This window comes from Mucilaginibacter sp. (assembly GCF_039925265.1).
Lineage (GTDB): Bacteria > Bacteroidota > Bacteroidia > Sphingobacteriales > Sphingobacteriaceae > Mucilaginibacter.
Window position 1 is genome coordinate 22320 of record NZ_JBDSZG010000007.1, and the last position, 25446, is coordinate 47765.

General features: G+C 45.9%; 18 protein-coding genes and 1 tRNA gene. 4 read left to right on the top strand and 15 right to left on the bottom strand.

All coding sequences use genetic code 11. The features are described 5' to 3' along the window. Positions 1-14 precede the first annotated feature (14 nt). The 3 genes from ABIX36_RS01375 to ABIX36_RS01385 form a co-directional block, all read right to left on the bottom strand. On the bottom strand, positions 15-1979 hold the full coding sequence (locus ABIX36_RS01375; RefSeq protein ID WP_348080365.1) for a M1 family metallopeptidase: 1965 nt from the start codon (positions 1977-1979) through the stop codon (positions 15-17). Between the two features lie 449 nt (positions 1980-2428). Then, the gene (locus tag ABIX36_RS01380) at positions 2429-3319 is read right to left on the bottom strand and encodes an AraC family transcriptional regulator (RefSeq protein WP_348080366.1); all 891 of its coding nucleotides are present in this window, start codon (positions 3317-3319) and stop codon (positions 2429-2431) included. Positions 3320-3395: 76 nt separating this feature from the next. After that, positions 3396-4214 carry an SDR family NAD(P)-dependent oxidoreductase gene (locus tag ABIX36_RS01385; RefSeq protein ID WP_348080367.1) on the bottom strand — a complete coding sequence of 273 codons (819 nt, stop codon included), beginning with the start codon at positions 4212-4214 and terminating at the stop codon, positions 3396-3398. Between the two features lie 458 nt (positions 4215-4672). Here ABIX36_RS01385 and ABIX36_RS01390 point away from each other — a divergent pair, with 458 nt between their 5' ends. Next, entirely contained in the window at positions 4673-5593 is a 921-nt protein-coding gene (locus tag ABIX36_RS01390) for a sugar phosphate isomerase/epimerase family protein (protein ID WP_348080368.1), read from the top strand. Positions 5594-5753: 160 nt separating this feature from the next. Here the strand turns inward: ABIX36_RS01390 and ABIX36_RS01395 are convergent, their stop codons facing one another. The 7 genes from ABIX36_RS01395 to ABIX36_RS01425 form a co-directional block, all read right to left on the bottom strand. Next, a complete protein-coding gene (locus ABIX36_RS01395; protein WP_348080369.1) occupies positions 5754-6098 on the bottom strand; it encodes a Spx/MgsR family RNA polymerase-binding regulatory protein in 345 nt (114 codons plus the stop codon). A 154-nt stretch (positions 6099-6252) separates the two neighbouring features. Next, complete coding sequence (locus tag ABIX36_RS01400) at positions 6253-8697, bottom strand: outer membrane beta-barrel protein (RefSeq protein WP_348080370.1); 2445 nt, start codon at positions 8695-8697, stop codon at positions 6253-6255. Positions 8698-8801: 104 nt separating this feature from the next. Beyond that, positions 8802-11192, bottom strand: coding sequence for a TonB-dependent receptor (locus ABIX36_RS01405; RefSeq protein WP_348080371.1), 2391 nt, complete (start codon positions 11190-11192; stop codon positions 8802-8804). Positions 11193-11618: 426 nt separating this feature from the next. Then, complete coding sequence (pth, locus tag ABIX36_RS01410; RefSeq protein ID WP_348080372.1) at positions 11619-12179, bottom strand: aminoacyl-tRNA hydrolase; 561 nt, start codon at positions 12177-12179, stop codon at positions 11619-11621. A 139-nt stretch (positions 12180-12318) separates the two neighbouring features. Beyond that, entirely contained in the window at positions 12319-12903 is a 585-nt protein-coding gene (locus ABIX36_RS01415) for a 50S ribosomal protein L25/general stress protein Ctc (protein WP_348080373.1), read from the bottom strand. Positions 12904-13042: 139 nt separating this feature from the next. Further along, a complete protein-coding gene (locus ABIX36_RS01420; RefSeq protein WP_348080374.1) occupies positions 13043-13987 on the bottom strand; it encodes a ribose-phosphate pyrophosphokinase in 945 nt (314 codons plus the stop codon). Between the two features lie 151 nt (positions 13988-14138). Continuing rightward, positions 14139-14209, bottom strand: a tRNA-Gln gene (locus tag ABIX36_RS01425). 214 nt (positions 14210-14423) lie between these two features. On the opposite strand from ABIX36_RS01425, the gene ABIX36_RS01430 reads away from it, so the two are divergent. The 3 genes from ABIX36_RS01430 to ABIX36_RS01440 all read left to right on the top strand — a co-directional run bounded on the left by ABIX36_RS01430 (position 14424) and on the right by ABIX36_RS01440 (position 19706). Beyond that, positions 14424-17570, top strand: coding sequence for a DUF2723 domain-containing protein (locus ABIX36_RS01430; protein WP_348080375.1), 3147 nt, complete (start codon positions 14424-14426; stop codon positions 17568-17570). A gap of 146 nt (positions 17571-17716) precedes the next feature. Continuing rightward, entirely contained in the window at positions 17717-19099 is a 1383-nt protein-coding gene (locus tag ABIX36_RS01435; RefSeq protein WP_348080376.1) for a serine hydrolase, read from the top strand. Positions 19100-19157: 58 nt separating this feature from the next. Next, a complete protein-coding gene (locus ABIX36_RS01440) occupies positions 19158-19706 on the top strand; it encodes a hypothetical protein (protein ID WP_348080377.1) in 549 nt (182 codons plus the stop codon). 98 nt (positions 19707-19804) lie between these two features. On the opposite strand, the gene ABIX36_RS01445 is transcribed toward ABIX36_RS01440, so the two are convergent. From ABIX36_RS01445 to ABIX36_RS01465, 5 genes are all read right to left on the bottom strand, one after another. Next, the gene (locus ABIX36_RS01445) at positions 19805-20761 is read right to left on the bottom strand and encodes an acetyl-CoA carboxylase carboxyltransferase subunit alpha (protein ID WP_348080378.1); all 957 of its coding nucleotides are present in this window, start codon (positions 20759-20761) and stop codon (positions 19805-19807) included. Between the two features lie 45 nt (positions 20762-20806). Next, a complete protein-coding gene (locus tag ABIX36_RS01450; RefSeq protein ID WP_348080379.1) occupies positions 20807-21307 on the bottom strand; it encodes a hypothetical protein in 501 nt (166 codons plus the stop codon). Positions 21308-21399: 92 nt separating this feature from the next. Beyond that, positions 21400-21840: a hypothetical protein gene (locus tag ABIX36_RS01455; RefSeq protein ID WP_348080380.1), complete on the bottom strand. Its 441-nt coding sequence runs from the start codon at positions 21838-21840 to the stop codon at positions 21400-21402. 18 nt (positions 21841-21858) lie between these two features. Further along, a complete protein-coding gene (locus tag ABIX36_RS01460) occupies positions 21859-23616 on the bottom strand; it encodes a family 43 glycosylhydrolase (protein ID WP_348080381.1) in 1758 nt (585 codons plus the stop codon). Positions 23617-23856: 240 nt separating this feature from the next. Beyond that, a complete protein-coding gene (locus tag ABIX36_RS01465; protein WP_348080382.1) occupies positions 23857-25317 on the bottom strand; it encodes a glycoside hydrolase family 30 protein in 1461 nt (486 codons plus the stop codon). Positions 25318-25446 lie beyond the last annotated feature (129 nt).

Here is a 25446-nt window from a genome sequence, read left to right on the forward strand (position 1 = left end):
GCTTGTGTTGTTTATTACTTTTTCCAGACATTGTTATCCGGGTTAAAGTCCGGCATTACTTTATCAGGGTCGTAGGTAACCGATTCTATTTCTTCTGTAGAAGCATATCTTACTACAAAGCTGTTATTACGTTCCCATATTTCTACCGGTAATTTTATACGCTCAACTTTACCGCTTTTGAATTTTATCTCCAATGGGGTTGGCAAAGCCATTTTTTCCATATTGGTAACGGTAATGTAAGCACCTTTAGCCGGGTCGCCGTTCACGTATTTCACATCGTTCACAGCAACATCCAAACGCCAGTTGTTTACAAACCAGCCTCTCCAAAACCATTGCAGGCTTTCTCCCGACGCATTTTCCATGGTGCGGAAGAAATCATCCGGGGTTGGGTGTTTAAATGCCCAGCGTGCTATATATGTACGGAAGGCGAAGTCGAAACGCTCTGGGCCTAAGATCTGCTCGCGCAGCATAGTTAAGCCCATACCAGGTTTAAAGTATAGCAATATGCCGTTGTTGGCTTCTTTCAAATTCTCCGGGTTGCTTAATACAGGCTCCAGTGTTGGGTTGGTGATGGTAGCACTGGTACGTTGCATATCAATTTTACGCGGTGCGTACTCGCCTTTGTTAAAATCTGCAGATGACAGGGTATTGATGAAAGTATTAAAACCTTCGTCCATCCAGCCGTAAAGGCGCTCGTTTGAGCCAACGATCATCGGGAACCAGGTGTGGCCGAACTCGTGGTCGTTAACACCCCAAAGCTGGCCTTTTTTAGCGCGGTAGCCACAAAATACAATACCGGGATACTCCATACCACCAACATTACCGGCAACGGCGGTAGCAGCCGGGTAAGGGTATTCAAACCATTTTTTTGAGTTATACTCCACAGATTTTTTAACGTATTCCGTAGATCGGCCCCAGGCATCGTTACCATTGCTTTCTACCGGGTAGGCAGAGATAGCGATAGATTTTTTGCCGCTTGGGAGATCCATTTTGGCAGCATCCACAATAAATGCCGCTGATGATGCCCATGATACATCACGTGCGTTTTTGATCTTGAATTTCCAGGTCAGTTCTTTTTTACCTGCCGGGCGCGATGCGGCGCTGGTAACCTCATCCGCAGAGCGGATCATAACGGTTGTTTCGCTTTTCTCAGCTGCTACCCAGCGTTTTTGCTGCTCAGCGGTATAAACTTCTGTTGGGTTTTGCAACTCGCCAGATGCTACCACAATGTGGTTTGCAGGGGCGGTAATGCTCAGGTCGAAATCGCCGTATTCCAGGTAAAACTCGCTTGGGCCAGTATATGGCAGGGCGTTCCAGCCCATGATATCATCATACACATACATGCGCGGGTACCATTGGGCAATGGTATATATCTTCCCATTTTTGGTATTCAGGATACCGGTACGGTCCGAACCATACTCTGGCGCGATGTACGAATACTCAATGTTCAATTTTATTACGCCGCCGTTTGGCTTTACCGATTCGGGCAGGAAGATCTGCATCCGGGTATCGTTGATAGCGTATTTTACATCCACGCCAGCAACTTTTACCGACTTGATCTTATACCCACCATCGGGCATTTGGCCGCGGCCACCGTTACGGCTTCCGCTTGGCGGGATGATAGCAGTACCGCGCGAATCTGCCTTAAACAGGTTCTGATCCAGCTGCATCCACAAAAAGCCAAGGCTCTGTGGGCTATTGTTGGTATAGGTAAGCAGTTCTGTACCGGTAATTTCGTTAGTCTGGTCGTCCAGGTGGGCGGCTAACTGGTAGTCGGCACGGTTTTGCCAGTATTTTGGGCCCGGCTGGCCATCCGCCGCGCGGAACTCACTGCCGTTTTTGGTATAGAACAAAGGCGCAAAGGCATCGTGGTAGTTGTAGTTAGAAACCGGGGGGCTTGGCGGTGTTTGCTGTGCCTGCGCGGCGCTGCCAACGGCCATCATCGCCAGCGCGCAGCCGGCTATCAGGTTAAATCTCATAATAAAATCAGTATTTATAATATTATGCAAGTATAGTAATTATGAATTACTGATTAAATTTATTGCCTGGTTGTAATGAGGAAGTTACTAAAATGTTAAGGGTGTGCGGGGTGTGCGTTGTATATGGCCGGTTTTTCTTCCGCTACCGGATGAATTGCAAAAGAGTAAATTAAGCGTAGACGCTTACAAATTACCTACAACCAGGCGCGGACACCCGACCGGGCGGAGAAACCCCGAGGTATTAACCAATAAGAAAAAAAATATACTTAAATTTATGTTAACCCTGTAAAAATATAACTAATTGATTATCAAATATTTATTTTTATAAAATTCGAATTGTGTTAAGCTATGTTAACCCTTGTCACGCTTGATCATCTTAATTTATTAAGCTAAGAGCAATATGCTAAGTGGTTGCAGGTGCATGTGTTTCTACAGCCTCACCGGGCACATCAATTCAGCATCTGCTTTTTAAACGTATTAGGGCTGATACCTACCTCTTTTTTGAAGAGGCGGGAAAAGTACGACAGGTTCTCGAAACCTAATTCGTAGGCAATTTCTGATACCGACAGGTCTTCGCCCAGCAATCGGTTTTTGGCCTCGGAGATGAGGTAAATGTGGATATGCTCCAGCGCGGTTTTGCCGCTTTCCTGTTTCAATACATCGGTAAGGTAACCGGGCGATATGTTGAGGCGCCCGGCCATATCGTGTACCGAGGGTAGCCCCTTTACGCCCAGCAGCCCGGCGGAGGCGTACTTGCTGATCTCCTGGTTAAAGCGGGTAACGGTTTTGCCGGAGATCTCGGCGCGGTTGATGAACTGCCTTTTGTAAAAACGCTGAGCGTATTTGAGCATGGTATCTACATTGGCGAGGATAATTTCGCGGCTGTATTCGTCCTGGTTGTTGTTGTACTCGGCTTCGATGATGTTGTACAGCTCCCAGGTGGTTTTTTCTTCGCGGGGCGAGAGGTGCAACGCCTCGTTTGTTTCGTAATCGAAGTAGTGGTACTTTTTGATGTCGGCATGCAGCGGGTGGCCGTTGAGGTAGTCCTCATGAATAAACATCAGGAAACCGTCTTCCTCAAACTCGAGGTTCTTCATTTCGATAACCTGGCGGGGCTTAAAAAACATCATGGAACCGGCCTCATGATCGTACCGGGTGCGGCCATACAGCACTACGCCCGACTTGATCTTTTTAAACCCGATCATATAAAAATCGCTGGTGAACTCGCGGTTGCCAATGGCGCAGCTTTGGTTGCAATGATAAGCGCTGAAAAGCGGATTCTCGGGTGCGGGGAAGCCGTTCTCGCGGTGCAGTTCGGTTAAGTTTTTATAGTGCTTCATGGCCGGTATAAATTAATAAACCACAAGCTACACAATTTGATGGTGCAGCTTGTGGCGTAAAGTATTAAATGATGTATTAATGACCGTGTGCCGCGGCAGAAACTTCTTTCCACTCATCAAACTGCGCAATGCGGTCGGCATAAACACTGGTGATAAACGGATAAGCTACCTTGCCCAACAAGAAGTGCAACGGTGGGTTCTGGCTATCTATTAAGGCGAGTACGGCATCGGCAGTAGCATCGGGATTACCCCAGCCATCCGGCGTAGCAGCTTCTGCAAAGGCCTGCCTAACGGGCGCGTAAATTTCAATAGCCTCTGTTTGCGCGGCCGAAGCGCCCGACCAATCGGTAGAAAAACCGTTTGGCTCAATTAAGCTTACATTAATGCCAAAGCCTTTTACCTCTGCTGCCAGGGTTTCGCTTAAACCATTTACCGCGTATTTGGATGCATTGTAAAGGCCCAGTACAGGTAGGGTTACCAAACCAAGGATGCTGGATACCTGGATAATGTGCCCGCTTTTTTGCTCGCGCATAATTGGCAGCACCGCCTGTGTTACCCAAAGCAGCCCGAAGAAATTGGTTTCCATTTGCTGGCGTGCCTGCTCTTCGGTTGTTTCTTCTATAGCACCAAATAAGCCAAACCCTGCATTGTTGATGAGCACATCTATACGGCCAAAATGTTCTTTCGCTTTATTTACGGCAGCAAGGCTGGCCAGCCTGTCGGTAACATCCAGTTGGATAGGTAAAACGGCATCGCCAAATTCGGCTACCAGGTCGTTAAGGCTTTCGGTGTTGCGGGCAGTTGCAGCAACTTTATCGCCACGTTTTAAAAGGGCCTTTGCCCAAATTTTACCAAAGCCACGTGAGGCACCGGTAATTAAAATTATTTTTGACATGTTGTGTTTTGTTATTTGTTGATAACAAAGGTATGGCGGCTTAGCCAGGGGGATTTATACAAAACACGGGATGATTGGTACAGATGCAGGGGATGCTTTAATGGATATTGAGTAGGCGAGGGTTCTTTAGTGCTTCGTTAGGTGAGGTAGTAATCATTGTTCAGCCTGTGGATGTCACTTTTCTTTGACAGCAAAGAAAAGTAACCAAAAGAAACTGCCGGCCACGTTACCTTCTGTGAAAGTTAGTGGTAATTCAATGCCTGTACTACCCGAACGTTCCTGATGCCGGTTTTTTTGGGCTTCGTTGGGGCTGTCGGACTCAAAATCAAGAAATTCTTAAAACACGTAAATCAAGATTCAGATAGATTCACCATACCAAAACCACAATTTCTACCTACCTTTAATTATATAACTGCCATGTCCTACGGCAATGCTTAACCAATTATTTCCCTGTACCTATGCTACAACCATATTCGCGCCGTCATTTTTTGCAAACCTCATCGCTGCTGGTAGCAGGCGCGGTTGTTTCGTCCTCTTTCACGTCAAAAAAATATACGCCGCATTTGTCGTTCTCCAGCCTGGGCTGCCCGGATTGGACTTTCACCCAAATTATAGATTTTGCTGCCCAGCATGGCTATACCGGCCTGGAACTACGGGGCATTCTGCGCGAAATGGATCTGACCAAGGTTAAAGAATTTGCTACTGAACAAAGCCGGAAGGATACCAAGCAACTGATGAAAGACAAAGACCTGCGCTTTGTTGATCTTGGCTCATCAGCCACCCTACATTTTACGGAAGGGCCCGAGAGGATTAAAAATTTGGATGAAGGCAAGCGCTTTATCGACCTGGCACAGCATCTGGATTGCCCTTTTGTGCGCGCCTTCCCCAATATTATCCCCAAAGGGCAGAATAAAGCCGCTACGATGGACCTGATCACAAAAGGTTTATTGGAACTGGCCGAACATGCCAAAGGCAGCAAGGTGAGCATCCTGTTAGAATCGCACGGCGACCTGGTGAAAATAAGCGACCTGGAAATGGTGATGAAGGCTGCCACGCACCCCAACGCCGGGCTGATTTGGGACGTGGTGAATATGTGGTCGGTAACCCGCGAGGCACCTGCTGAAGCCTACAAAACTTTACATCCTTACATCAGGCATACGCATATAAAAGATGCCAAAGTAGTTACCGGCGCCGAGCCGAAATATGTGCTTTTAGGGCAGGGCGATGTGCCCATTTTTGAGGCGATAGATGCGCTGGCCAAGGGCGGCTACGCAGGCTATTACAGCTTCGAATGGGAAAAACTATGGCACCCGGAATTGGGTGATCCGGCAGTTGCCCTGGCCGATTATGCTAAAGTGATGAAGGCGCATTTTGCGTAGATGTTTGTGGCTAAAGCCAATTTTTTTTCTTTGCTATCCGTTGGCTAAAGCCAACGGCAATGTTGGGGAATACAATTAATATTGCCGTCCCATTTATGGGACGGATTACCACAACAAACTCCTGGCTTCAGCCGAAAAATCGCAACCGGGATATTCGCGCTTACAACAACTCCTTACTATATACCCCTTCATCAAACCCAAAAAACAAAAAGCCGTCCTTTTCTATCACGGGGCGTTTGATCATGCTGGTTTTTTGCTGCAGCAGGGCAAGGGCATCTTCTTTGGTTTTGATGCTGTCTTTCACTTCGGGGTCCAGTTGTTTGTAGGTGGTGCCTTGTTTGTTCAGGAATTTTTCGTAGCCGGCTTTGGCATCCCATTCCTGTAGTTTTTCGGCGCTTACGCCCAGTTTTTTAAAATCCTGAAACTCGTAAGGAACGTTATTGGCTTTAAGCCAGTCGAGTGCTTTTTTTACCGTATTGCAATTGGTGATGCCGTAAACTTTCATAGGGGTAAAGGTAGGTTTCTGAATCAGAATTTACAGAATTTTAGAATGAGCAGAATTTATAGGTAAGCTGGTCTGCTAATCGTAGTTAGTCATCTTGCTTTTATCATTCTGAAAATTCTAAAATTCTGTAAATCCTGATTCAGACAAATGTCTGCTAATTCGATGGTGCGCTCTTCCCCGGGGTATCATCATTATTGATCCCTCTTTGGTTCTTTTTAATATTAGCGTTCAGCTTGCCGAATTTGTAGTTTAAGCGGATGGCTAAACTGCGGTAACGGTTACTGAAGAACGACGATTGCTCAAAATCGGGTGTGTTGGTGTACGACTTGAACGTGCGGAACTTAGCATAAGGATTATTAGCCACCAGCGATACGGTGAACGCTTTCTTGAAAAACTCTTTGCCCAATACGTATGATGAGAATATCCCGCTTCCATTTTTGCCCTGCAGCAAAACATTGCTGCTAAAATATCCCGCGTCAATACCAAAGCGGTAGCCTTCGGCAAATTTGTAACCCAGGTTGGTGAATACGTTACCTGTGAAGCCGTCGTTTTTGTAAAACTGACCATTGTAGGTGCCTTTCAACCAAACGTGACTGATGCGCGCGTTTAAGCTAAACGAGATCTTTTTACTGAGCTGATAGTTGCTGTTGAGGTTTAAACCCAGTGTTTGGTTACTGCCCAAATTCTGGTAAGTGGTGGTGGTAACGGTATCGGGGTTGGCGGTGCCGGCGTTCTCTATATTGATACTGGTAACGTTCTGGATAGAGTTATTGGAAAATGCATAGCTTAGGCTGGCATTGATAGAACCTTTAGAAAAATTACTGTAGGTAAACTCGAAAGTGTTGTTCAATTCGGGTTTTAAATCAGGGTTACCGGTGTTAATGAATTTGGGGTTACTCCTATCAATAAACGGGTTCAGCTGATAGATGCCCGGGCGCTGGATGCGCTGGGTAAAGCCCAGGCTCATGCTGCTTTTACTAAAGCTGCGCTGTACCGAAATGGATGGGATAAGATTGCTGTAACCCTTATCCAGCGGTGTGCCCGAGAAATCGGCATTCACCTGGGTACGCTCCAGCCTCGCCCCAAATTTGGCGGTAAACTTGGTGAACTTTAGCTGGTAAGAGTTGTAAAAGCTGTACACATCCTGGTGATAGTTAAATATATTGGTTTGGTTTTCGTTCACCACATAAGCGCTGGTAACCGGGTCGAAATCCTCGCGACGGAAATCGCTGAAGTTATTACGGAGAATAGCCTTTGCGCCAGCCTCTATGCTTATTTTTTTTACCGGGTAGGCGTAGTCAAGTTGAAAGGTGTGTTCGCGGTTACCGGCCTCGTTGTACTGGCGATAGTTGGGCTGCAGGCTCTCCGGATAGTTAAAACGGTTGCTGAATATGTTATCGGCATTGTTTCTGCCGGGGCCGTAGCTGTATTTATAACTCAGGGTAAGCAATTCATCTTTGTGTTTTTTAAAGCTGAGCTGGTAGTTCAGACTCAGGTCCATTCCTTTATCGTGGTTAATACCTGTGCTTAACAAATTGTAGCCTTGCGTCAACACGCCTGCTCCGTTTGTTTGTGTCGAGAGCTGACTGCTGTTCTGGTCGAAATCGCCCTGGAACAACTGGTACGAGCCGGTGATGAGGTTCAATGAATCTATCTCGTAGCTCAGTTCGGCATTGGCGTATTTAAAGTGCCCGCCGAAGGTATTGTCGCCGTTTTGCAGGATGGTGGTATTTTGCGCGAACTGCGTTTGCGAGGTGCTGAACGGATTGGTATTATGCCCGTTGCTGCCTACACCGCCGAAGAGCGACAAGCCAAATTTGCCCTGTTTCATAGTACCGTTGATATTTATTGCCGGCCCAAATACGCTGTTGATGCGCGAGTTTAAGCTACCGTTGTAGCCCTGGTCGCCATTTTTTTTGGTGATGATGTTGATGATACCGGCAAGTCCCTCTGCATCGTATTTGGCAGGCGGGGTGGTGATCACCTCAATCTTTTCGATATTGGTTGCAGGCATTGCCTTCAGCACGTCTGAAGGGCTTTTAGCCATCAATGCCGATTCCTTACCGTTGATAAGGATCTTATAATTTCCGCTGCCTTTCAGTTGGATCTTATCGTCCGCATCTACCGACAACATAGGCACCTTACGCATCATATCCAGTGCGGAAATGGCTTTGCTTTCCGGGTCTGCCAGCACATCATAGCTAATGCGGTCTACCTCTTGTTTCATTAAGGGGCGTGCGGCCGTTATGGCCACTTCCTTTAATTGTTTGCTGCCGGGGGCTATTAATAACTTACCGAGAACCGCGTTCACGTCACCTTTTATATCGATGGTTTTAGTACGGTAACCCATGGAGATAAGGGACAGCTTATAGGCCTTCGCGGGCAAATTGGCGAACGAAAATGTACCATCATCTTTACTCAGCGTACTTTTTACAGGCGCGTTGGTTGCCGCATCGGTTAGGGCAATGGTGGCATATCCCAATGGTTTGTTTACAGCCGAATCGATAACAACACCTTGTACCATTATGGTATTTGTAGCTTGCCCAAAGGATAGTGTACAAAAGAAACAAGCGATAGCCGCGAATAAAAATAGTTTCATTATAATAGTTTTGCTTCACAAGACGCAGGCGAGCGGCCTTGCGTTGCACCGGATGGTATTATTTAACTAAATTTTAGGTAACGAGTTTGATACAGTGGTGGCATTTAATTCCTGCCGCCTCCGCTGGTATCGTCGTTATTGATACCGCGCTTGTTCTTTTTAAGCTCGCTGTTCAACTTACCGAATTTATAATTAAAGCCGATGCCAAACGTGCGGAAGAGCTGGTAATTATAGGATGAGGTGATAAAATCCTGCGTGCGGGTAGAGAAATCGAGCTTAATAAATTGTTTGAAAGGCCCGTTGGTGTACACAAATATGCTGGCTTTTTTATTAAAGAGTTCCTTTGACGCGTTGGCACCATAGCCCAGGTAATAATTATCGGTACCCTGCAGCAATACATAACGGCTATCGAAGCCTACGTTAAGGCCTATGCGGTACCCGTTATCAAACTTATAACTGCTGTTGGTAAACACATGCCCCTGGTAACCGCGGTTTTTAAACAATTGATTGCTGTAAAAGCCTTCCAGCCAAATGTGCAGCAGCTCGGCGTTAACATTAAGGTTCAGTTTTTTGGTGAGTGGGTAGTTCAAACTGAGGTCGACGCCCAGTTGTTTGTTTTTACCCACGTTGGCATAAGTGGTAGTGGTAACAGTGCCGTTTACGCTGGCCAGTTGTTGTATAGTATTATTGGCGAAGGAATAACTGGTGCTGATATTAACCGAGCCTTTCGCGAAATTACCGTAGCTCAGCTCAAAGTTATTGTTAACGGCGGGGCGCAAATCGGGGTTACCGGTGGTAATATAATTAGGGTTGCTCCTATCCACAAAGGGGTTCAGCTGAAAAATACCCGGGCGCTGGATGCGCTGGGTAAAACCAAAAGTAAGGCTGCTGCTTTTTAGGCTGCGCTGAATAGATAACGAGGGCACCACATTGGTGAAATTTTGATCGAGCGTGGTTTGTGACGAAGAGAAATTAGCATCAATATTGGTACGCTCGTACCGCACGCCGCTTTTGAAGGTCCATTTGGTGAATTTCAGCGTGTATGAATTGTAGAGGCTATAAACATCCTGGCGGTAATCAAAAACATTGTCCTGCGTGGCATCGGGCAGGTACTCCTTCGATACGGCATCGTACAGGTTGGTGCGGAAATTACTATAGTTCTTTCGGTCTATCAGTTTACCACCCGCCTCAATAGTAATTGCTTTTAACGGATGGATATAATCCAACTGCGTAGTATGCTCTTTAGCACCCGAACTGTTGAACTGGCGATATTTATTTGTATTGCCAGGGTCAACCGTATTCAGGGTGTTGTTACCATTATCGCTGAATTTGTAGGAAGCGGTAAGTAACCTGTCTTTATTACCTTTAAAACCAAGCTGGTAGTTCAGGCCAAAATCTTTTCCTTCAAAATTGCCGTTCCCCATGTTGATTGTGGTAAAATCGGTTTCTACGCCATTATCCAGCTGCTGCGTAAGCTGGTTGCTACCTGTTGTGTTGGCATTATTGTAGTAATTGAAAGAGCCTGTGAGCAAATTCAAGCTATCCGCTTCAAAACTCAGTTCGGTACTTACATAGTTATTGGTACCGCCATTGAACCTTGTACCGTTTTGCGTGATTGACGATGGCTGCTGCAAAAAATCCGTCTGGTTGAAAAAGGCGGTGCTGCGTTCGGGGCGTTTACCGGTGCCGGTGAAACCGCTTAGGCCAAACTTGCCCTGTTTTACGGTAAAATTCAGGTTGGCACGCGCTCCATAGGCGGTATTGTAGTTGGAATTGATCCCCACATTATATCCCTGATCGGCATTTTTTTTGGTGATGATATTGATGATACCGGCCAGTCCTTCCGCATCATACTTGGCCGGCGGCGTGGTGATCACTTCTATTTTTATAATATTGGCACCGGGCATCGCTTTCAAAATATCCGAGGGATTGCGCGCCATAATAGCCGATTCCTTACCGTTCAGCAAGATTTTATAATTGCCGCTGCCTCGGAGTTTAATGGCGTCGTTTGCATCTACTGAAAGCAGGGGCACCTTACGGATCATATCCAGGGCGGTAAGGGTTTTGCTTTCCGGGTCGGCCAGTACGTCGTAACTCAGGCGGTCTACCTCTTGTTTCATCAGCGGCCTGTCGGCCGTTACCGATACTTCTTTTAACTGGTGGCTCGAAGGCGCCATCATAAGCCTGCCCAAGTTAACGGTGCCTGCGCTCTTAAGCTCGATAACATTGGTTTTATACCCTACTGATATTAAGGAAAGTTTATAAGCCTTTGCGGGGAGGTTGCCGAACTCGAATGAGCCGTCGTCTTTACTGAGAGAGCTTTTTACAGGAGCGTTTGTGGCGATATCGCTTAGCGCAATGGTTACATAACCTAAGGGCTTGTTCACCGCCGAATCGATAACGATACCTTTAACCGTAATAGTTGGCTGACTGGTTTGCGCAAAAGATACCGCACAAAGGAAACAGCCAAATGCTGCCAATAAAAGTTTTCTCATGTAATAGTTTTGGAATAAGACGCACAAAAGTACGTTTCGTTGCAGTTAAAAGGCGTTTTTCACGGTATTTAAACTAAGAAATTAGGTAACAAAGATATTACTGTTGGCAGGATTTGGATTTCTTTAATTCTCTCCTACGGGAATTGCAGATGTGCCCGTACCTTAATTATGCGTCGTGCGACGAAGGGGTTTACTTGTTTATAGAGGTTTTTGGTTCACGGATGATAGCCCCAACCGTTCACGCCACACACGTGAACATCGTGAACAAATACAAATAACTCATAATAAGTTAATTGCAAATACATGAATGGTGTCAACATATTGTCAGTGCTGATTATTTGTTCACCGGTTGAAACCAGCTGCATAACAACGGTTCCATCGGAACGCCCCGTATTTGTTTTACAGGGATCGCACTATCCCCACTTTCTACTTATTAAACTTCGTCATCGTCAGTTCGGTACCAATGGTGGCAAAACTTTTTACCATCTCGATGGAGCGATCGATCAGCGCGGGGAGTTCCGGTTGTTCTTCCTTATCAAAACCGCTTAGCACGTAGTCCACCTGGCGGCCTTTGGGGTAGTTATCGCCAACACCAAAACGCAGGCGCGCGTATTCGTTATTGCCTAAGGTAGCTTCGATATGCTTTAAGCCGTTATGCCCGGCGGCGCTGCCTTTGGGTTTAAGGCGCAGCGTGCCCAGCGGCAGTGCAATGTCATCAACAATCACCAGTACATGCTCAACGGGTATCTTCAGTTCCTTCATCCAGTGATTAAGGGCCTTGCCGCTCAGGTTCATGTAGGTGGTTGGCTTAATGAGGTGCAGCATGCGGCCTTTGTAAGGCACTTCGGCATAATACGCGTGGCGCATACTATAAAACTTTTCCTTTTCTTGTTTCACCAGTTCATCCAACACCATAAAGCCGATGTTATGCCTCGTATCGGCATACTCCGGCCCAATGTTTCCTAAACCAACTATTAAATATTTCATACCCCCTCCGTCCCCTGAAGGGGGAACTTTTGATTTGCTTATTTTGACGCGAAGATATTGCTTTTATACAAAAACAGCGATAAGTTACCTTATCGCTGTTTTAATACTCCATTGTTCCCCCTTCAGGGGGTTAGGGGGCTTATTTTTTACCTGAAGCAGCTTCTTGTTCTGCCTGGCGCAATGCACGTGAAGTAGTTACCGATACAATGGTGTCTTCCTGCGCGTTGGTGATAGCTAAGTTTGGCAAACTGATCTCGCTAACTTTTACTGATTTACCAACTTCTAATGCACTGATGCTCACTTCGATGTTATCTAAGTGGTCTTTAGGTAAAGCTTTAACACGCAGTTTGCGTAGTTTCTGTACCAATTTACCACCCACCTTTACGCCCGGAGAAGTACCTGTTAATTTTACAGGGATCTCGATAGTGATAGGTTTTTTCTCATCTAACAACAAAAAGTCGATGTGGATAAGTTGTTCTGTTAAAGGGTGGAACTGCATATCTTTAATGATAGCCTGTGAAGTAACACCGTCTACAGTAATGTCGATGAAATGAACAACCGGAGTATAAACTACGTTCCTCAAATCAGCTGCGGACACAGAAAAGTGGGTTTGGGTAGCCCCACCGTAAAGCACTGCAGGCACCAAACCTTGGTAGCGCAGTTCTTTAGCGTCACGTTTCCCTACGTTCTCTCTTGGAGAACCGCTAATAGCAAATGATTTCATTATTATTTATTTAATTGTTTGTTAAGCCTCACCCCAACCCCTCTCCTCTGGAGAGGGGCTTTGAAGAGGATATTTTAAATCTCTTTTATCATTCACCGTTCCGGCTACGAACCATCAACCATGAACTATACACTCTTTATTAATCTACCCTAAACAGCTGGCTTATCGAGCCATGTTCGTTTACGTTGCTTATTGCTTTTGCAAACAGCTCGGCAGTAGTAAGTACCCTTATTTTAGGGCTGCTGTGTTTCAACGGTATGGTATCGGTCACTATCAGCTCGGTTAATGCCGATGCTTCGATAGTTTCGTACGCCTTGCCGGATAATACCGGATGGGTACAAACCGCGCGTACACTGCGTGCACCACGTTCCATAATTAAGCCGGCAGCTTTTGCAAGCGTACCTGCCGTATCGCATATATCGTCTATCAGTACAATGTCCTGGTCGGTTACATCACCGATAATGGTCATGCTCTCAATTTCGTTGGCGCGTTTACGGCGTTTATCGCAAATTACCACCTCAGCATTAAAGAATTTGGCAAAGCTGCGTGCCCTGTACGAGCCACCCATATCCGGCGACGCGATGGTAAGGTTACCCAAGCCAAGGCTTTTAATGTACGGCACAAATATGATGGAGGCATCCAGGTGATCTACCGGTACATCAAAAAACGCCTGGATCTGCGCTGCGTGCAGGTCCATCGTCATGATGCGGTTAATGCCTGCTGCTACCAATAAATTCGCTACCAGTTTTGAACCGATGGCTACACGTGGTTTATCTTTCCTGTCCTGCCTGGCCAAACCGAAGTAAGGGATAACCGCGATGATGTAATGGGCAGATGCACGGCGGGCGGCATCAATCATCATCAGCAGTTCCATCAGGTTATCGGTAGGCTGGTTGGTGCTTTGTATTAAAAATACATCGCAGCCGCGGATAGATTCGTTAAAGTGTGGTTGAAATTCGCCATCGCTGAAACGCGATAAAACAACGTCGCCAAGTTCCTGTCCATAAGATGCAGCGATGTGTTTCGACAGGTCCATTGAACCGGAACCTGCAAATAGCTTAACTGTATTAAACTGTAAAGGCATCTTTTGATTTGGGATGTCGGATGTTCGATCTCGGATGTTACTCCTCGCCGATACCCGGTAAACTTAGCAACCTGTATAAAAAACTTCGGATTTCTAATTTCCCTTCAGATATAAATCCGAAATTGAAAATTCGAAATCCGAAATCTTAATGTTGCCCGACCAGGATTCGAACCTAGACAAACGGTACCAAAAACCGTCGTACTACCATTATACTATCAGGCAATCTCCTACGTCGCGTTATCCGCTCCGAAAAGGAATGCAAATATAGGACGATTTTTCGGAACTCAAAAGCAAAATTTAAAAAAGTATTTTAAACAGCTAAACACGCCCCTGCCAATCGTTAAAAAGTGTTAATCATTAGCTATTTCGATTAAAAAGCCTAATACTTTTACTACTTTCGACTCTTCAAAAACCTGATCATACAGCACGTTAAGCTATGAACTATAACAAGTACAACAATATTTTTGGCTGGGCAACCTTCTTTATAGCCGCCATAACCTACACTTTAACGCTGGAGCCCTCTACCAGTTTTTGGGATTGCGGCGAGTTTATTGCCTGTATTTACCGCCTTGAAGTGGCCCACCAACCCGGTGCACCGTTATTTACCATGATAGGTAAAGTATTCTCGCTGCTCTCTATGGGCGATAGAAACAAGGTGGCTTATTTCACCAACCTTTCCTCGGCACTGGCCAGCGCGGCTACCATCATGTTCCTGTTTTGGACCATTACCGCCCTGGCTAAAAAAATGCTGGTAAAAGCGGGCGAAGAACTTAGCATAACCAACCTCATACTCATCATCGGCTCGGGCCTTGTTGGGGCTTTAACTTATACCTTTTCTGATACCTTCTGGTTTTCGGCTGTCGAGTCGGAAGTTTATGCGCAGTCGTCACTTTGTACCGCCATTGTTTTTTGGGCGATATTAAAATGGGAAGCTCACGCCGATGAGCCCCATGCCGATAAATGGATCATCTTTATCGCCTACGTAATGGGCCTCTCCATCGGTATCCACTTATTAAACTTGCTGGTTATCCCGGCAATAGCGCTTATTATTTACTTTAAACGCGCTAAAGCAGTTAGCACCGGCGGCACCGTTTGGACTTTCGTTCTCGGTGTTATCACCGTAGCGGTTATCCTCTGGGGTGTTATCCAGTTTACGGTGAAAGGCGCGGCCTTCTCCGATCTGTTCTTCGTAAACACCCTTAACATGGGTTTCGGCAGCGGCGCTATCGTGTTCTTCCTGTTGGTAGCTGTTACACTGGCGGCGGGCATCTATTACACCGTTAACCAAAAGAACACCTTTATTATAGTAGCAGCAATAGCCTTTATATTATTGATGACGTTCAGCGCGGGCATCGCTGGTTTTATTGGCGCTGCCGTTGTGTTGGCTGCGCTGGAATATGCTTTAAAAGTGCGCGAAAAACCAGTCGCGCTTAACCGCATCCTTATTTGCGCGGTATTCATTTTGTTTGGGTACAGCTCGTTTGTGATGATCGTTATCCGCGCCAAGGCGGGTACCAACTTAAACAACAGCGATCCGCAGGATGCATTTGCCCTCAATAGCTACCTTAACCGCGACCAGTACGGCGATACGCCATTGTTATACGGCGAGTTCTTCGATTCGAAAGCTACCGACCAGACCGATGGGGCTACCCTATACCGCCGCGGCGCTACCAAATACGAGGTTGCCGGTAAAAAACTCATCACTACTTACGACCGAAACACCTTATTTCCGCGCATGTTTAGCCAAAAGCAAAACCACCCGGAATTTTACCGCGACTGGATGAAAATGGGTCCGCAGGACCAGCCGACCATGGCTACCAACCTGGGCTTTTTTGCTACCTGGCAGGTGAGCCAGATGTATACACGTTACTTCCTATGGAACTTTGCCGGTCGCGCTAACGACCTGGATGGCCAAAACAACACTATCGACGGTAGCTGGCTAAGCGGACTAAACTTTGGCAAGGATCTGCCTGCTTCAGTTACAGAAAGCAATGCTTATAACAGGCTGTATTTCCTTCCGCTTATCATCGGTATTCTGGGATTGATATACCACTTTAAACGCAATCAGCGCGATGCAGGTGTGGTAGTGGTATTGTTCTTCTTCACCGGTTTGGCCATCGTGCTTTACCTTAACCAGGACCCTTTACAGCCACGCGAGCGTGATTATGCTTACGCGGGTTCATTCTACGCCTTTGCCATTTGGATAGGCCTGGGTGTGCTGATGATAGCCGAGCTGATTAGCAAGGCACTAAAAAATGGCAAAAACAGCGCTATTATTGCCAGCGTAGTATGCTTATTAGCCGCGCCGGTGTTAATGGCCAGCCAGGAATGGGACGATCACGACCGTTCTACCAAGCTTACCCCGCACGATATGGCTTACAACTACCTCAACTCCTGCGCACCAAACGCAATTTTGTTTTGTTTTGCCGATAACGACACCTACCCGCTTTGGTATATACAGGAAGTGGAAGGCGTTCGCCCGGATGTACGTATTGTAAACCTGAGCCTGCTGGGCACCGATTGGTATATCCGCCAGATGAAGCAAAAGATGAACGATTCGGCGCCCTTGCCTATTACCATGAGCAACGATAAGTTTAAAACAGGCGTGCGCGACGTAATTTATTACAACGATGCCAAGATTGCGGGCGCATTTGAGCTGAAGGAACTGTTCGACTTTTTAACCTCTGATGACCCGCAAACCAAGGTTACTTACGAGAACGGCGAAAGCGCGAACTACCTGCCAACCAAGAACTTTAAAATGACCATTAATACCGATGAGGTTATTAAAAATGGCGCGGTGGCTGCAGGCGAAAAAGATAAAATTGCAAGCGAGCTTGATTTTACCTACCCCGGCAAATACGTAACCAAGGATAACCTGGCCATTATGGATATCCTTGCACACAACAATTGGAAACGCCCGATATACTTTACCGTAACCGCCGGCAACGAATACATGCTCGGTCTTGATAAATATATGTACAGCGAAGGTTTTTGCTACCGCTTAATGCCTTTAAAACCTGACAGCACCGCGCAGGGATTAGAGGCAAACAACACCTTAATTATGTACAATAACGTGGTAAACAAGTTTAAATACGGCAATCTTAAAACCGCTAAAAACCTGGATAATACTTCTACCACGCTGTTTGAGCCGGTTATTACCCGTATGTTCTCCCGCTTGTCTGATGCTTTGGTAACAGAAGGGCATGTAGACCTGGCCAAAAACACCTTAAAAAAATATCGCGACAATATGCCGGAGAAAATAACATCTCCAGAATTGGCCTTACCCCAATTTGACATAGCAAAAAGCTTTTTTAAGGCAGGGGAAACCGAATTGGCTACCAAGACGGTAAAAACGATTGACGATTACGTTATAAACGAGCTTAGCTTTAATTACAAGGTATATCAGCAGGATGAAAGCCAGATAGACAGACGGAGTGTACAAATAGGGCTTTACTTACTTAACAATATGCAAATCCTATCTGAAAACTTTAACCAAAAAGCGTGGGCTGATAAAACTGCCGCTCAGTTAAAAGATTACAGTACCAAGTTTGCCGCTTTGATTAACCAAAGCCAGGGGCAATAACTGCCCAGGGAATCAGGCTTACAACTTTTTAAATTTGTCAAATCTTTGCATATATCAAGCCCCCCTTTTTGCGGGGGCTTTTTTGTTGCCTATATTTTCGTAACAATGGTTAAGGTTGGATGTCCTATCAATACAAACAACCATTGATGAAAAAATACGCTACCGCATCCCTCCTTTTTTCTTTTTTTATTATCACTGTAACCGTTTTTGGACAAAGCAAAGCTGTTACCATCGATACAATGATCCATCGCACCAATCGGCTTGGTTTGTTCAGCGGTAATATTTTGGTAGTTGACGGCTGCAAAGTAGTTTACCGCAATGCTATTGGTTTTACCGATGCATCAAAAACGGAGAAACTGACTGACAAATACCGTTTCCATATTGGTTCGATAGCCAAGGAGTTTAACGCGGTGGGCATTATGATGCTGCAGGAGCAGGGTAAACTCAGCATCGACGATAAGGTCTCCAAATTCCTTCCGGAACTGCCCGCCTGGGCAAATAAGGTGAGTATCAAAAACCTGCTGCAATATACCAGCGGCATCCCCGATGTAAAATGGAAAACCGTAAAAGGCGATGCCGATAACATGGCCGACCTGATGAAGCTGGAGCAGCTCGATTTTGAGCCCGGCACCAAATACGCCTACAATAACAACAACGTATTTATGCAGCGCCGTATCATCGAAAAGGTGACCGGCATACCCTTCAATAAATTCGTGGAAGAAAAATTGCTAAAGCCTGCAGGTATGTCATCCGCAGTAATTGACCCGGACGATAATACGCCCATGATGGCAAAATCATATACCAACGAAGGTAAACAAGGTCCGTTGGTTTACCCTATCACTGGTTGGGTGGCCGTAACCCTGGATGATTTTTATAAATGGGAACAGGCGCTTGAGAATTTTAAACTCATCAGCCCGGCATCTACCAAAATACTTGTTACGCCATTTGGCCTGGATAACCAATGCGGCCTTGGCGGCGGCACTATGGAGGGTAACAAACTGGTATTCCACAAACACGATGGCAGCAGTGTTTATTACCAGGCCCTGGTGGTTGGCAGCCCTTTAAAAGGCAGAACGGTGATCCTGATGACGAACAACAGGCAGAACAATATATTTGATATAGATAACGCTATCCAAAACATCCTCGACGGCAAACCCTATAGGCAGCCAAAAAGATCAATACTGGCAGATTTTCAAAAACAACTGGATACGCTGAGCGGCAAACAGGTGCTGGCCTTCTACAAAGATCTGAAAGCAAAACACCCCAACGAATACGGTTTCGGGAGCGAGTCAACCCTCAACGAGATCGGCTACTCGCTCATGAACGCCAAAAAACTGGATGACGCGATAGTAGTGTTTGAGTACAATACCACCATCTTCCCAACATCCGGCAACGTGTTCGACAGCCTCGGCGAGGCTTATTACAATAAAGGCGATAAGGCTAAAGCGTTATTAAACTACAAGCGCTCCTTAAAACTTGACCCAACAAATGGGGCGGCTAAAGCGATCATTGCGGAGTTGGAGAAGTAGTATATTCAATATGTTTGATAACATAGCTATTTAGCAGGCCATTACAGCAGTCACAAATATGGAAAAATCAATTTCGAGGTTAAAACAAAATCTTTTGTTGCAACTTTTTACGATTAACCTGCGCTACCTCATTGGGTCTTCTTTTGTATTTGCGAGCATCTTTAAAATTGAAGGGATCAGATTTATGCCTCAACCAGGTAAAAATGTACCCACCGGCTCGCTCCCGCACTTTTTTGAAGCGATGTACCAGGCAGATATTTACTGGCATTTTATTGGATGGGGACAGTTGATTGCAGGTTTTCTGCTCATGTCGCAAACTTTCAGCACTTTAGGGGCAGTGGCATTTTTCCCGATTATGCTCAATATTTTTGTCATCACCATTTCATTCCAGTCTCCGAACATTCTGCTTATAACGTTTTTAATGCTGCTTTCAAATGTGTATTTGCTTTTATGGGATTGGAATAAGTTGAAATTCATCTTTCTACCCGAGCCGCTGCCATATTTGGATGATAACCCGGCGTTTTCAAAATGGAAAGGTTGGACGTATTCAGGTTTGGCCTTATTTGTCGCTATCGTTGCGTTTCGATTATTTCAGATACATCATTGATATACCTGACCCACTATCGCTCAGGATGGCAATTAGGCAAACAAAAAAAGCGGCACCCCGCCGCTTTCTTCAATCTTTTATCTTTGTTCTTTCCGTCTTTAGTCTTCCACTACCACACCCATATTGCAGAACTTCTCTATACGTTCTGCCACCAGTTCGTCTACGTTACGTTCGCCGAGGGTTTTAAGTTCCTTAAGAAGTTGTTTTTTAAGCGTTGCAGCCATAGCAACCGGGTCCTGGTGGGCACCGCCAAGGGGTTCTTTTATTACACCGTCAATAAGCTTATTCTTCAGCATTTCGGTAGAGGTAAGCTTCAGCATCTCTGCGGCACGCTCTTTATGCTCCCATGTTTTAAACAGGATGGTAGAGCAGTTCTCCGGCGAAATAACCGAATACCAGGAGTTATCCAGCATCATTACTTTATCGCCAATACCAATGCCCAATGCACCGCCCGATGCGCCTTCGCCAATTACCACACAGATGATAGGTACTTTCAGTATCGACATTTCCAGCAGGTTACGGGCTATAGCCTCGCCTTGTCCGCGTTCCTCAGCTTCCAAACCAGGGAATGCTCCGGGAGTATCAATCAGGGTAACTACAGGCTTACCAAATTTTTCGGCCATTTTCATCAGCCTTAAGGCTTTGCGGTAACCTTCCGGGTTGGCCATACCGAAGTTACGGTATTGGCGTTCCTTAGTGTTACGCCCCTTTTGGTGGCCAATGAACATTACAGTTTGCCCGTTCAATGTACCAAAGCCGCCTATAATTGCCTTATCATCCCCCACGGTCCGGTCGCCATGCATTTCGATGAAATCATCGCACATCAGTTCGAGGTACTGTAAGGTGTATGGGCGCTCGGGGTGGCGGGAGATCTGCACCTTTTGCCAGCCGGTAAGGTTGCTGTATATTTCTTTTTTGGCGGTTTCCAGTTTGGCTTCCAGTTCGGCAACGGTGGCGCTCATGTCCAGTTTGTTCTTCTCTTCTACCTGCTGCACCTTTTCTATCTGCCCCTGAAGCTCTGCCAGTGGTTTTTCAAAATCAAATGTAATCTTCATACAATTTATTGAGGCGCTAAATTAAAAAAATCAAACGGCATATTGTCAATTATCATTTTTGAATGAGTTCAATTTATTTATTTGTGCCGGCGCAAGAAGCCTATAGGTGTTGTATGAAGCCAGCAAAATGGCGTTTCTGAGCTCACCATGGTATAATCCGCTGCGGTTACCATAAAACAGGATGTCGCCTTCGTTTACTTTTTTAGATTGAAAGAGTTCGTCCAGTTTGGCTTCGTTCTTCAGAATAAAGCCTCCCATCTCTATCTTTTTACGCTGCAACTCGGTATTTATTTTGGTGAGCGCGGCAGTTTGGTTAGGGCTCAGGTCGAGTTCCTTTTTGTATTTAAGCGCTTTTTGTGCCGATGGGTAGCCGTTCAGATCAGCAACCAGGCTCATCTTGTATTGGTCCCTCCCTTTCATCAGCGCATCGTATTGCGTATTGCTGATGGTTTTTACGGGTGATGGCTTAAGTAGGCTATCGGGTGTTTGGGCGAAGCCATTCAGGCTGATGAATAATAAAAGCACAAGCAGGTAAGTTCTCGGCATAAGATTGTTTTTGTAAAATTCGTCAATTATTACGCCAAAGGTTGAATCTGTTTCCGATTGTCCTATAGCACATTTTTAGCACTGCGCGAAGATTAATACATTTCCTCAAGTTCAACAATTACCTTAGGCTTCTCCCAGCCTCTTCTTTTAAATATAAAATAGCTTAATAATATCCCGGTGCTTAAACCAATAAAGAGCCCCGCGAAGCTGCTTGCCACAATAGTTAAGGTAAAGGAGGACAAACTGCCAATGTTGATAAAGTAGTAGATTACCCAGGCAATCATGGCAAACGCACAAACTGTTATAACAATAGCAGCATTTTTTTTTGGCGCAGGCGCGACCAGGCAACTTGAAAAAAGCACTAAGAAAATCATAACCGCCATTTCGGTTATATGACATACGAGGAACAATTGAAAATTTGACTTTTTTAGTTCTGATATAAAGGCACCATCCAGCTTTATGATAAGCGAGTTTAATGCCCAAAAGAGTACACAAGGAACTACAATTGCCGATAACATCCTCAATATTTTCATTGTAACTTTCAATTTATTCTATTCCACCTTTATCACCTTAGCCCGCTTACTTATCCCATTTTCATTAAAGGCCTCTATCTGGAAGTAGTAGGGCACACCTTTCTCCATTCCGTTAAAATAGTATTCATTTACATTGTATACCATAATGTTGTTGTACAATTTATCGGGCGCTATGCCCATGTAAATGGTGTAGCCCACCGCGCCGTCGGTTTGGCGCCAGCGTAGCCAGGAGTTGCGGTTCTCTTCCTTACCGCGTAGCACGATCAGATTGCGAACGCTATCGGGCGCAGCACCGGCCCCCTTCCCAAACACCCGGAAGCCCGATAATGCGAACTTGCCTGTTGGCATATGGTAGTTGGTTATTTTAAGATAGCGCGCTTTAGCGGCAGTTTTCAGTTCTATATAATCATGCGGCACATCGGTTTTATTCTGGCGTTTATCAACCAACTGTTTCCAGGTTTTACCATCAATAGAAGACGATATTAGGTATTGGTGATATACGCCTAACGATTTGCCTAAAAAGGTAGCATCCTGATCTGCATAATTCAGTTGGATGGCTTTTATGGTACTTACTTCGCCCAGGTCGGTTTGCATCCACTCGCCTTTGTTGGCAGTTTTGGCGCTCCAATAGGTTTTAATATCCTCATCTACCGCTAAATTGGGCACATAGGCGCCGAGGGTTGATGATACCTGCACCGGTTTGTTATAGTTCAGCAGCATCCAGCCGGTAAAATTACTTTTCAGGTGGTCCTCATTACCCGCCGATAAATAATGCGGGTAATCGCCGTAGGCGGTATTGGTGTACAGGATACCGTCATCATCAAAGCCTGCGGGCCAAAAGCCAATGCGGCGTTCAAAGTTGTTCTTTACATCAACTACCATAGTACTAATGTGCCAGTAATTGCCGTATTTATCTGCCCAGGTTGCGCCGTGGCCCGCGCCTTTGGCAAAGCCGCCGGGTTTGTAGCTAAACGGGTTATGGCTTTGATATTTAAACGGGCCAAGCGGCTTATCGCCCACGTAAACGCCATCGCCATAGCCGCGGCCTTCGGTGCCGGGCGCTGCATATTGCAGGTAGTATTTGCCCTTATGCTTGTTCATCCAGCCGCCTTCCATAAAGCCGGTGAGGAAAACGTTATCATTATTCTCGCCGAAACGCTCCCAGCCGTGTTCTTTCCAGTCGAGCTTGATCATCTCCTTTTTCGGGCCGATGGGCTCGAATGTTTTGCGGTCTATCTCCTGCCCATACATCGGGAAGGTATTGCTGCTGCCATGGTAAATGTACACGCGGCCGTCGTCATCGGCAAACATGCCCGGATCCCAGGCACCTACCTGGAAATAATCTTTTGCCGCTTTCCAGGTATCATGCGTTGGGTCGGTGCTCATCCATAGGGTAAAATCTTTATTGTAGGTAGAGCCGATCACCAGCAGGGTATCGCCCAAAACCAATGTTGCGGGTGCGCAAAGCTCATCGCCTTTTACCTCGTTATAAGGGCGCACAAACTTGCGCGAAACGAATTTCCAGCTCAGCATATCGGGGCTCCACCAGTAACCAAACTGATTGGTGCTGAAGAGATAGTAATTGCCTTTAAAAAAGGTCATGGTTGGGTCGGCAGTGGCGCGGTGTTTACCCCAGGTGGCGAAGGTTTCAAAGGGCGTATAGCCATAATCAAGGTTCAGCGGGTTGCAATAAGTGAGCCTTTTTGTTTGTGCCGATGAGCCGAGCGCGATAAAACAAAACAGGGTTGCTAACAATAAACGGATTGCTGTTTTCATTTCAGGAAAGATAGTTGGTTGTTTCAAATATCTGTTTTTTTGAGGATAGTTCAATACTCACGTCTTGCCGAACTTGTTTCGGCACCCCACATGCAAGATGGCAAACTGTGCTAACGGCTATGTATTGTGGTTAATTTATGATGCGGTGCTGAAATAAACCAGCATGACGAGGGGGCTTTCAAAATAAAAAAGGAGCACCGGAAACCGGCACCCCTTTTAGAGAGATTAGTTGATTATTATTTATTGTACGATGAGCGTTGCTATGGAATGCGGTTCGGCGGATGTTTTGGCGGCTTTGCCTTTTATCCACAAACTGTATTCAATTTTTTCGTCGGTGCGGTTCATCACCACAACCGCAAGTTTACCATCCGTGTTTACGTAAGCGGTGGTTAAAAGTTTATCCCTGCTGGCTGCACTGGCAATTCTTTTTGCGCCGGGATGGATGAATTTGGAGAAATGCCCCATGTAATAATATGAGTTGGTATAAATGAGCTCGCCCGTGCGGGTATCTGCATGTACCGGTGCGAAGCAGAAGTTACCCACGTGGTTCGGCCCACCTTTTTCATCCAGCAGGATGTTCCAGTCGGTCCAGCCTACGGTTCCGGCGTTAAAATCGTTCATCATGGATAGGCCGTAGCGTTCGCCCAGTGCCCAATCGCCAAGGCGGTTAAAGTCAAACTTTTCTACACAGCCTTCAGTAAAGATCAGGTTCTTGCCCGGGAAGGCAGCATGAGTAAGGCGGGTGTTCTCAAAATTCTGGCCGGCACCTGTCCAGGTCTCGTACCAGTGAAAGCCTATACCCCAGATGTATTTGGCGGCGGCAGGGTCTTCCAGGATGGTGCTTGCGCGCTGGTAAAGCAAATCGCGGTTATGATCCCAAACGATGAGTTTTTTAGCAGCCATGCCGCCTTTTACCAGTATTGGGCCTAAATAGTTCTTCACAAAATCGCGTTCTTCCTCTGCAGTGTACTTGCAGCTTTCCCATGTTTGGGTGGCCATTGGCTCGTTTTGCACCGATAAGCCCCAAACCGGGATGCCTTCTTTCTCGTAAGCCTTAATGAATTTCACGTAGAAACTTGCCCAGCTTTGCGCGTATTCGGCTTTAAGCTTGCCGCCGTGCAATACGTCATTATTATCCTTCATAAAAGCAGGCGGGCTCCATGGCGATACAAACATGGTAAGTTTACCGCCGGCGGCTTTTGTAGCCTCCTTTATAAAAGGAATGCGGTACTTTTTATCGTGGCCGATATCGAAACTGCTAAGCGCCTTATCACTATTGGACACGTAGCTATAGCTGCCACTGCTAAAATCGCAGCTTTGGATATTGGTGCGGGCCAGTGTATAGCCTATGCCAATGTTCTTATCATAATAAGCGGCTAAAAATTCCCTTTGTTTCTCTTTAGGTAACTTGTAAAAAGTTTCGGCTACGGCATCTGTTAATGCACCACCAATGCCCAGCATGGTTTGGAATGTTTTTGTGGGATCTACAAATACCAGTGTTTCGGTTTCGGGTGGTTGCGGACTATCGGTAAAGGTTAATGTACCTGCCGGGGCAAGGCGTTTATCGGAGCCCTTTTCGGTAACATATACTTTTACCGTTTTATTGTTAGCCGAATAAAGCATTTTAGGCTTAGCCGACTGACCGAAAACGACTGCCGAAAAGCAAACGAATCCAGCTAAAAAGAGTCCTTTCTTCATCATTAGGGTTGAAAGAGGTTTATTTTGTTGGTTACAAAAACCAAATCTATTAAAGTTTCGTTTAAATACACAAAGAAAATTTTATAAATAACTGATTTTTAACCGCTTGCGAACAAATTGATACGGTTTAAT

What these genes read in the sequence shown, in the direction of transcription:
- ABIX36_RS01415 (WP_348080373.1), bottom strand. Translation starts at nt 12,903, where the DNA reads ATGAAATCATTTGCTATTAGCGGTTCTCCAAGAGAGAACGTAGGGAAA.
- ABIX36_RS01390 (WP_348080368.1), top strand. Translation starts at nt 4,673, where the DNA reads ATGCTACAACCATATTCGCGCCGTCATTTTTTGCAAACCTCATCGCTG.
- pth (WP_348080372.1), bottom strand. Translation starts at nt 12,179, where the DNA reads ATGAAATATTTAATAGTTGGTTTAGGAAACATTGGGCCGGAGTATGCC.
- ABIX36_RS01420 (WP_348080374.1), bottom strand. Translation starts at nt 13,987, where the DNA reads ATGCCTTTACAGTTTAATACAGTTAAGCTATTTGCAGGTTCCGGTTCA.
- ABIX36_RS01465 (WP_348080382.1), bottom strand. Translation starts at nt 25,317, where the DNA reads ATGATGAAGAAAGGACTCTTTTTAGCTGGATTCGTTTGCTTTTCGGCA.
- ABIX36_RS01430 (WP_348080375.1), top strand. Translation starts at nt 14,424, where the DNA reads ATGAACTATAACAAGTACAACAATATTTTTGGCTGGGCAACCTTCTTT.
- ABIX36_RS01385 (WP_348080367.1), bottom strand. Translation starts at nt 4,214, where the DNA reads ATGTCAAAAATAATTTTAATTACCGGTGCCTCACGTGGCTTTGGTAAA.
- ABIX36_RS01450 (WP_348080379.1), bottom strand. Translation starts at nt 21,307, where the DNA reads ATGCCGAGAACTTACCTGCTTGTGCTTTTATTATTCATCAGCCTGAAT.
- ABIX36_RS01445 (WP_348080378.1), bottom strand. Translation starts at nt 20,761, where the DNA reads ATGAAGATTACATTTGATTTTGAAAAACCACTGGCAGAGCTTCAGGGG.
- ABIX36_RS01400 (WP_348080370.1), bottom strand. Translation starts at nt 8,697, where the DNA reads ATGAAACTATTTTTATTCGCGGCTATCGCTTGTTTCTTTTGTACACTA.
- ABIX36_RS01440 (WP_348080377.1), top strand. Translation starts at nt 19,158, where the DNA reads ATGGAAAAATCAATTTCGAGGTTAAAACAAAATCTTTTGTTGCAACTT.
- ABIX36_RS01455 (WP_348080380.1), bottom strand. Translation starts at nt 21,840, where the DNA reads ATGAAAATATTGAGGATGTTATCGGCAATTGTAGTTCCTTGTGTACTC.
- ABIX36_RS01395 (WP_348080369.1), bottom strand. Translation starts at nt 6,098, where the DNA reads ATGAAAGTTTACGGCATCACCAATTGCAATACGGTAAAAAAAGCACTC.
- ABIX36_RS01460 (WP_348080381.1), bottom strand. Translation starts at nt 23,616, where the DNA reads ATGAAAACAGCAATCCGTTTATTGTTAGCAACCCTGTTTTGTTTTATC.
- ABIX36_RS01435 (WP_348080376.1), top strand. Translation starts at nt 17,717, where the DNA reads ATGAAAAAATACGCTACCGCATCCCTCCTTTTTTCTTTTTTTATTATC.
- ABIX36_RS01405 (WP_348080371.1), bottom strand. Translation starts at nt 11,192, where the DNA reads ATGAGAAAACTTTTATTGGCAGCATTTGGCTGTTTCCTTTGTGCGGTA.
- ABIX36_RS01375 (WP_348080365.1), bottom strand. Translation starts at nt 1,979, where the DNA reads ATGAGATTTAACCTGATAGCCGGCTGCGCGCTGGCGATGATGGCCGTT.
- ABIX36_RS01380 (WP_348080366.1), bottom strand. Translation starts at nt 3,319, where the DNA reads ATGAAGCACTATAAAAACTTAACCGAACTGCACCGCGAGAACGGCTTC.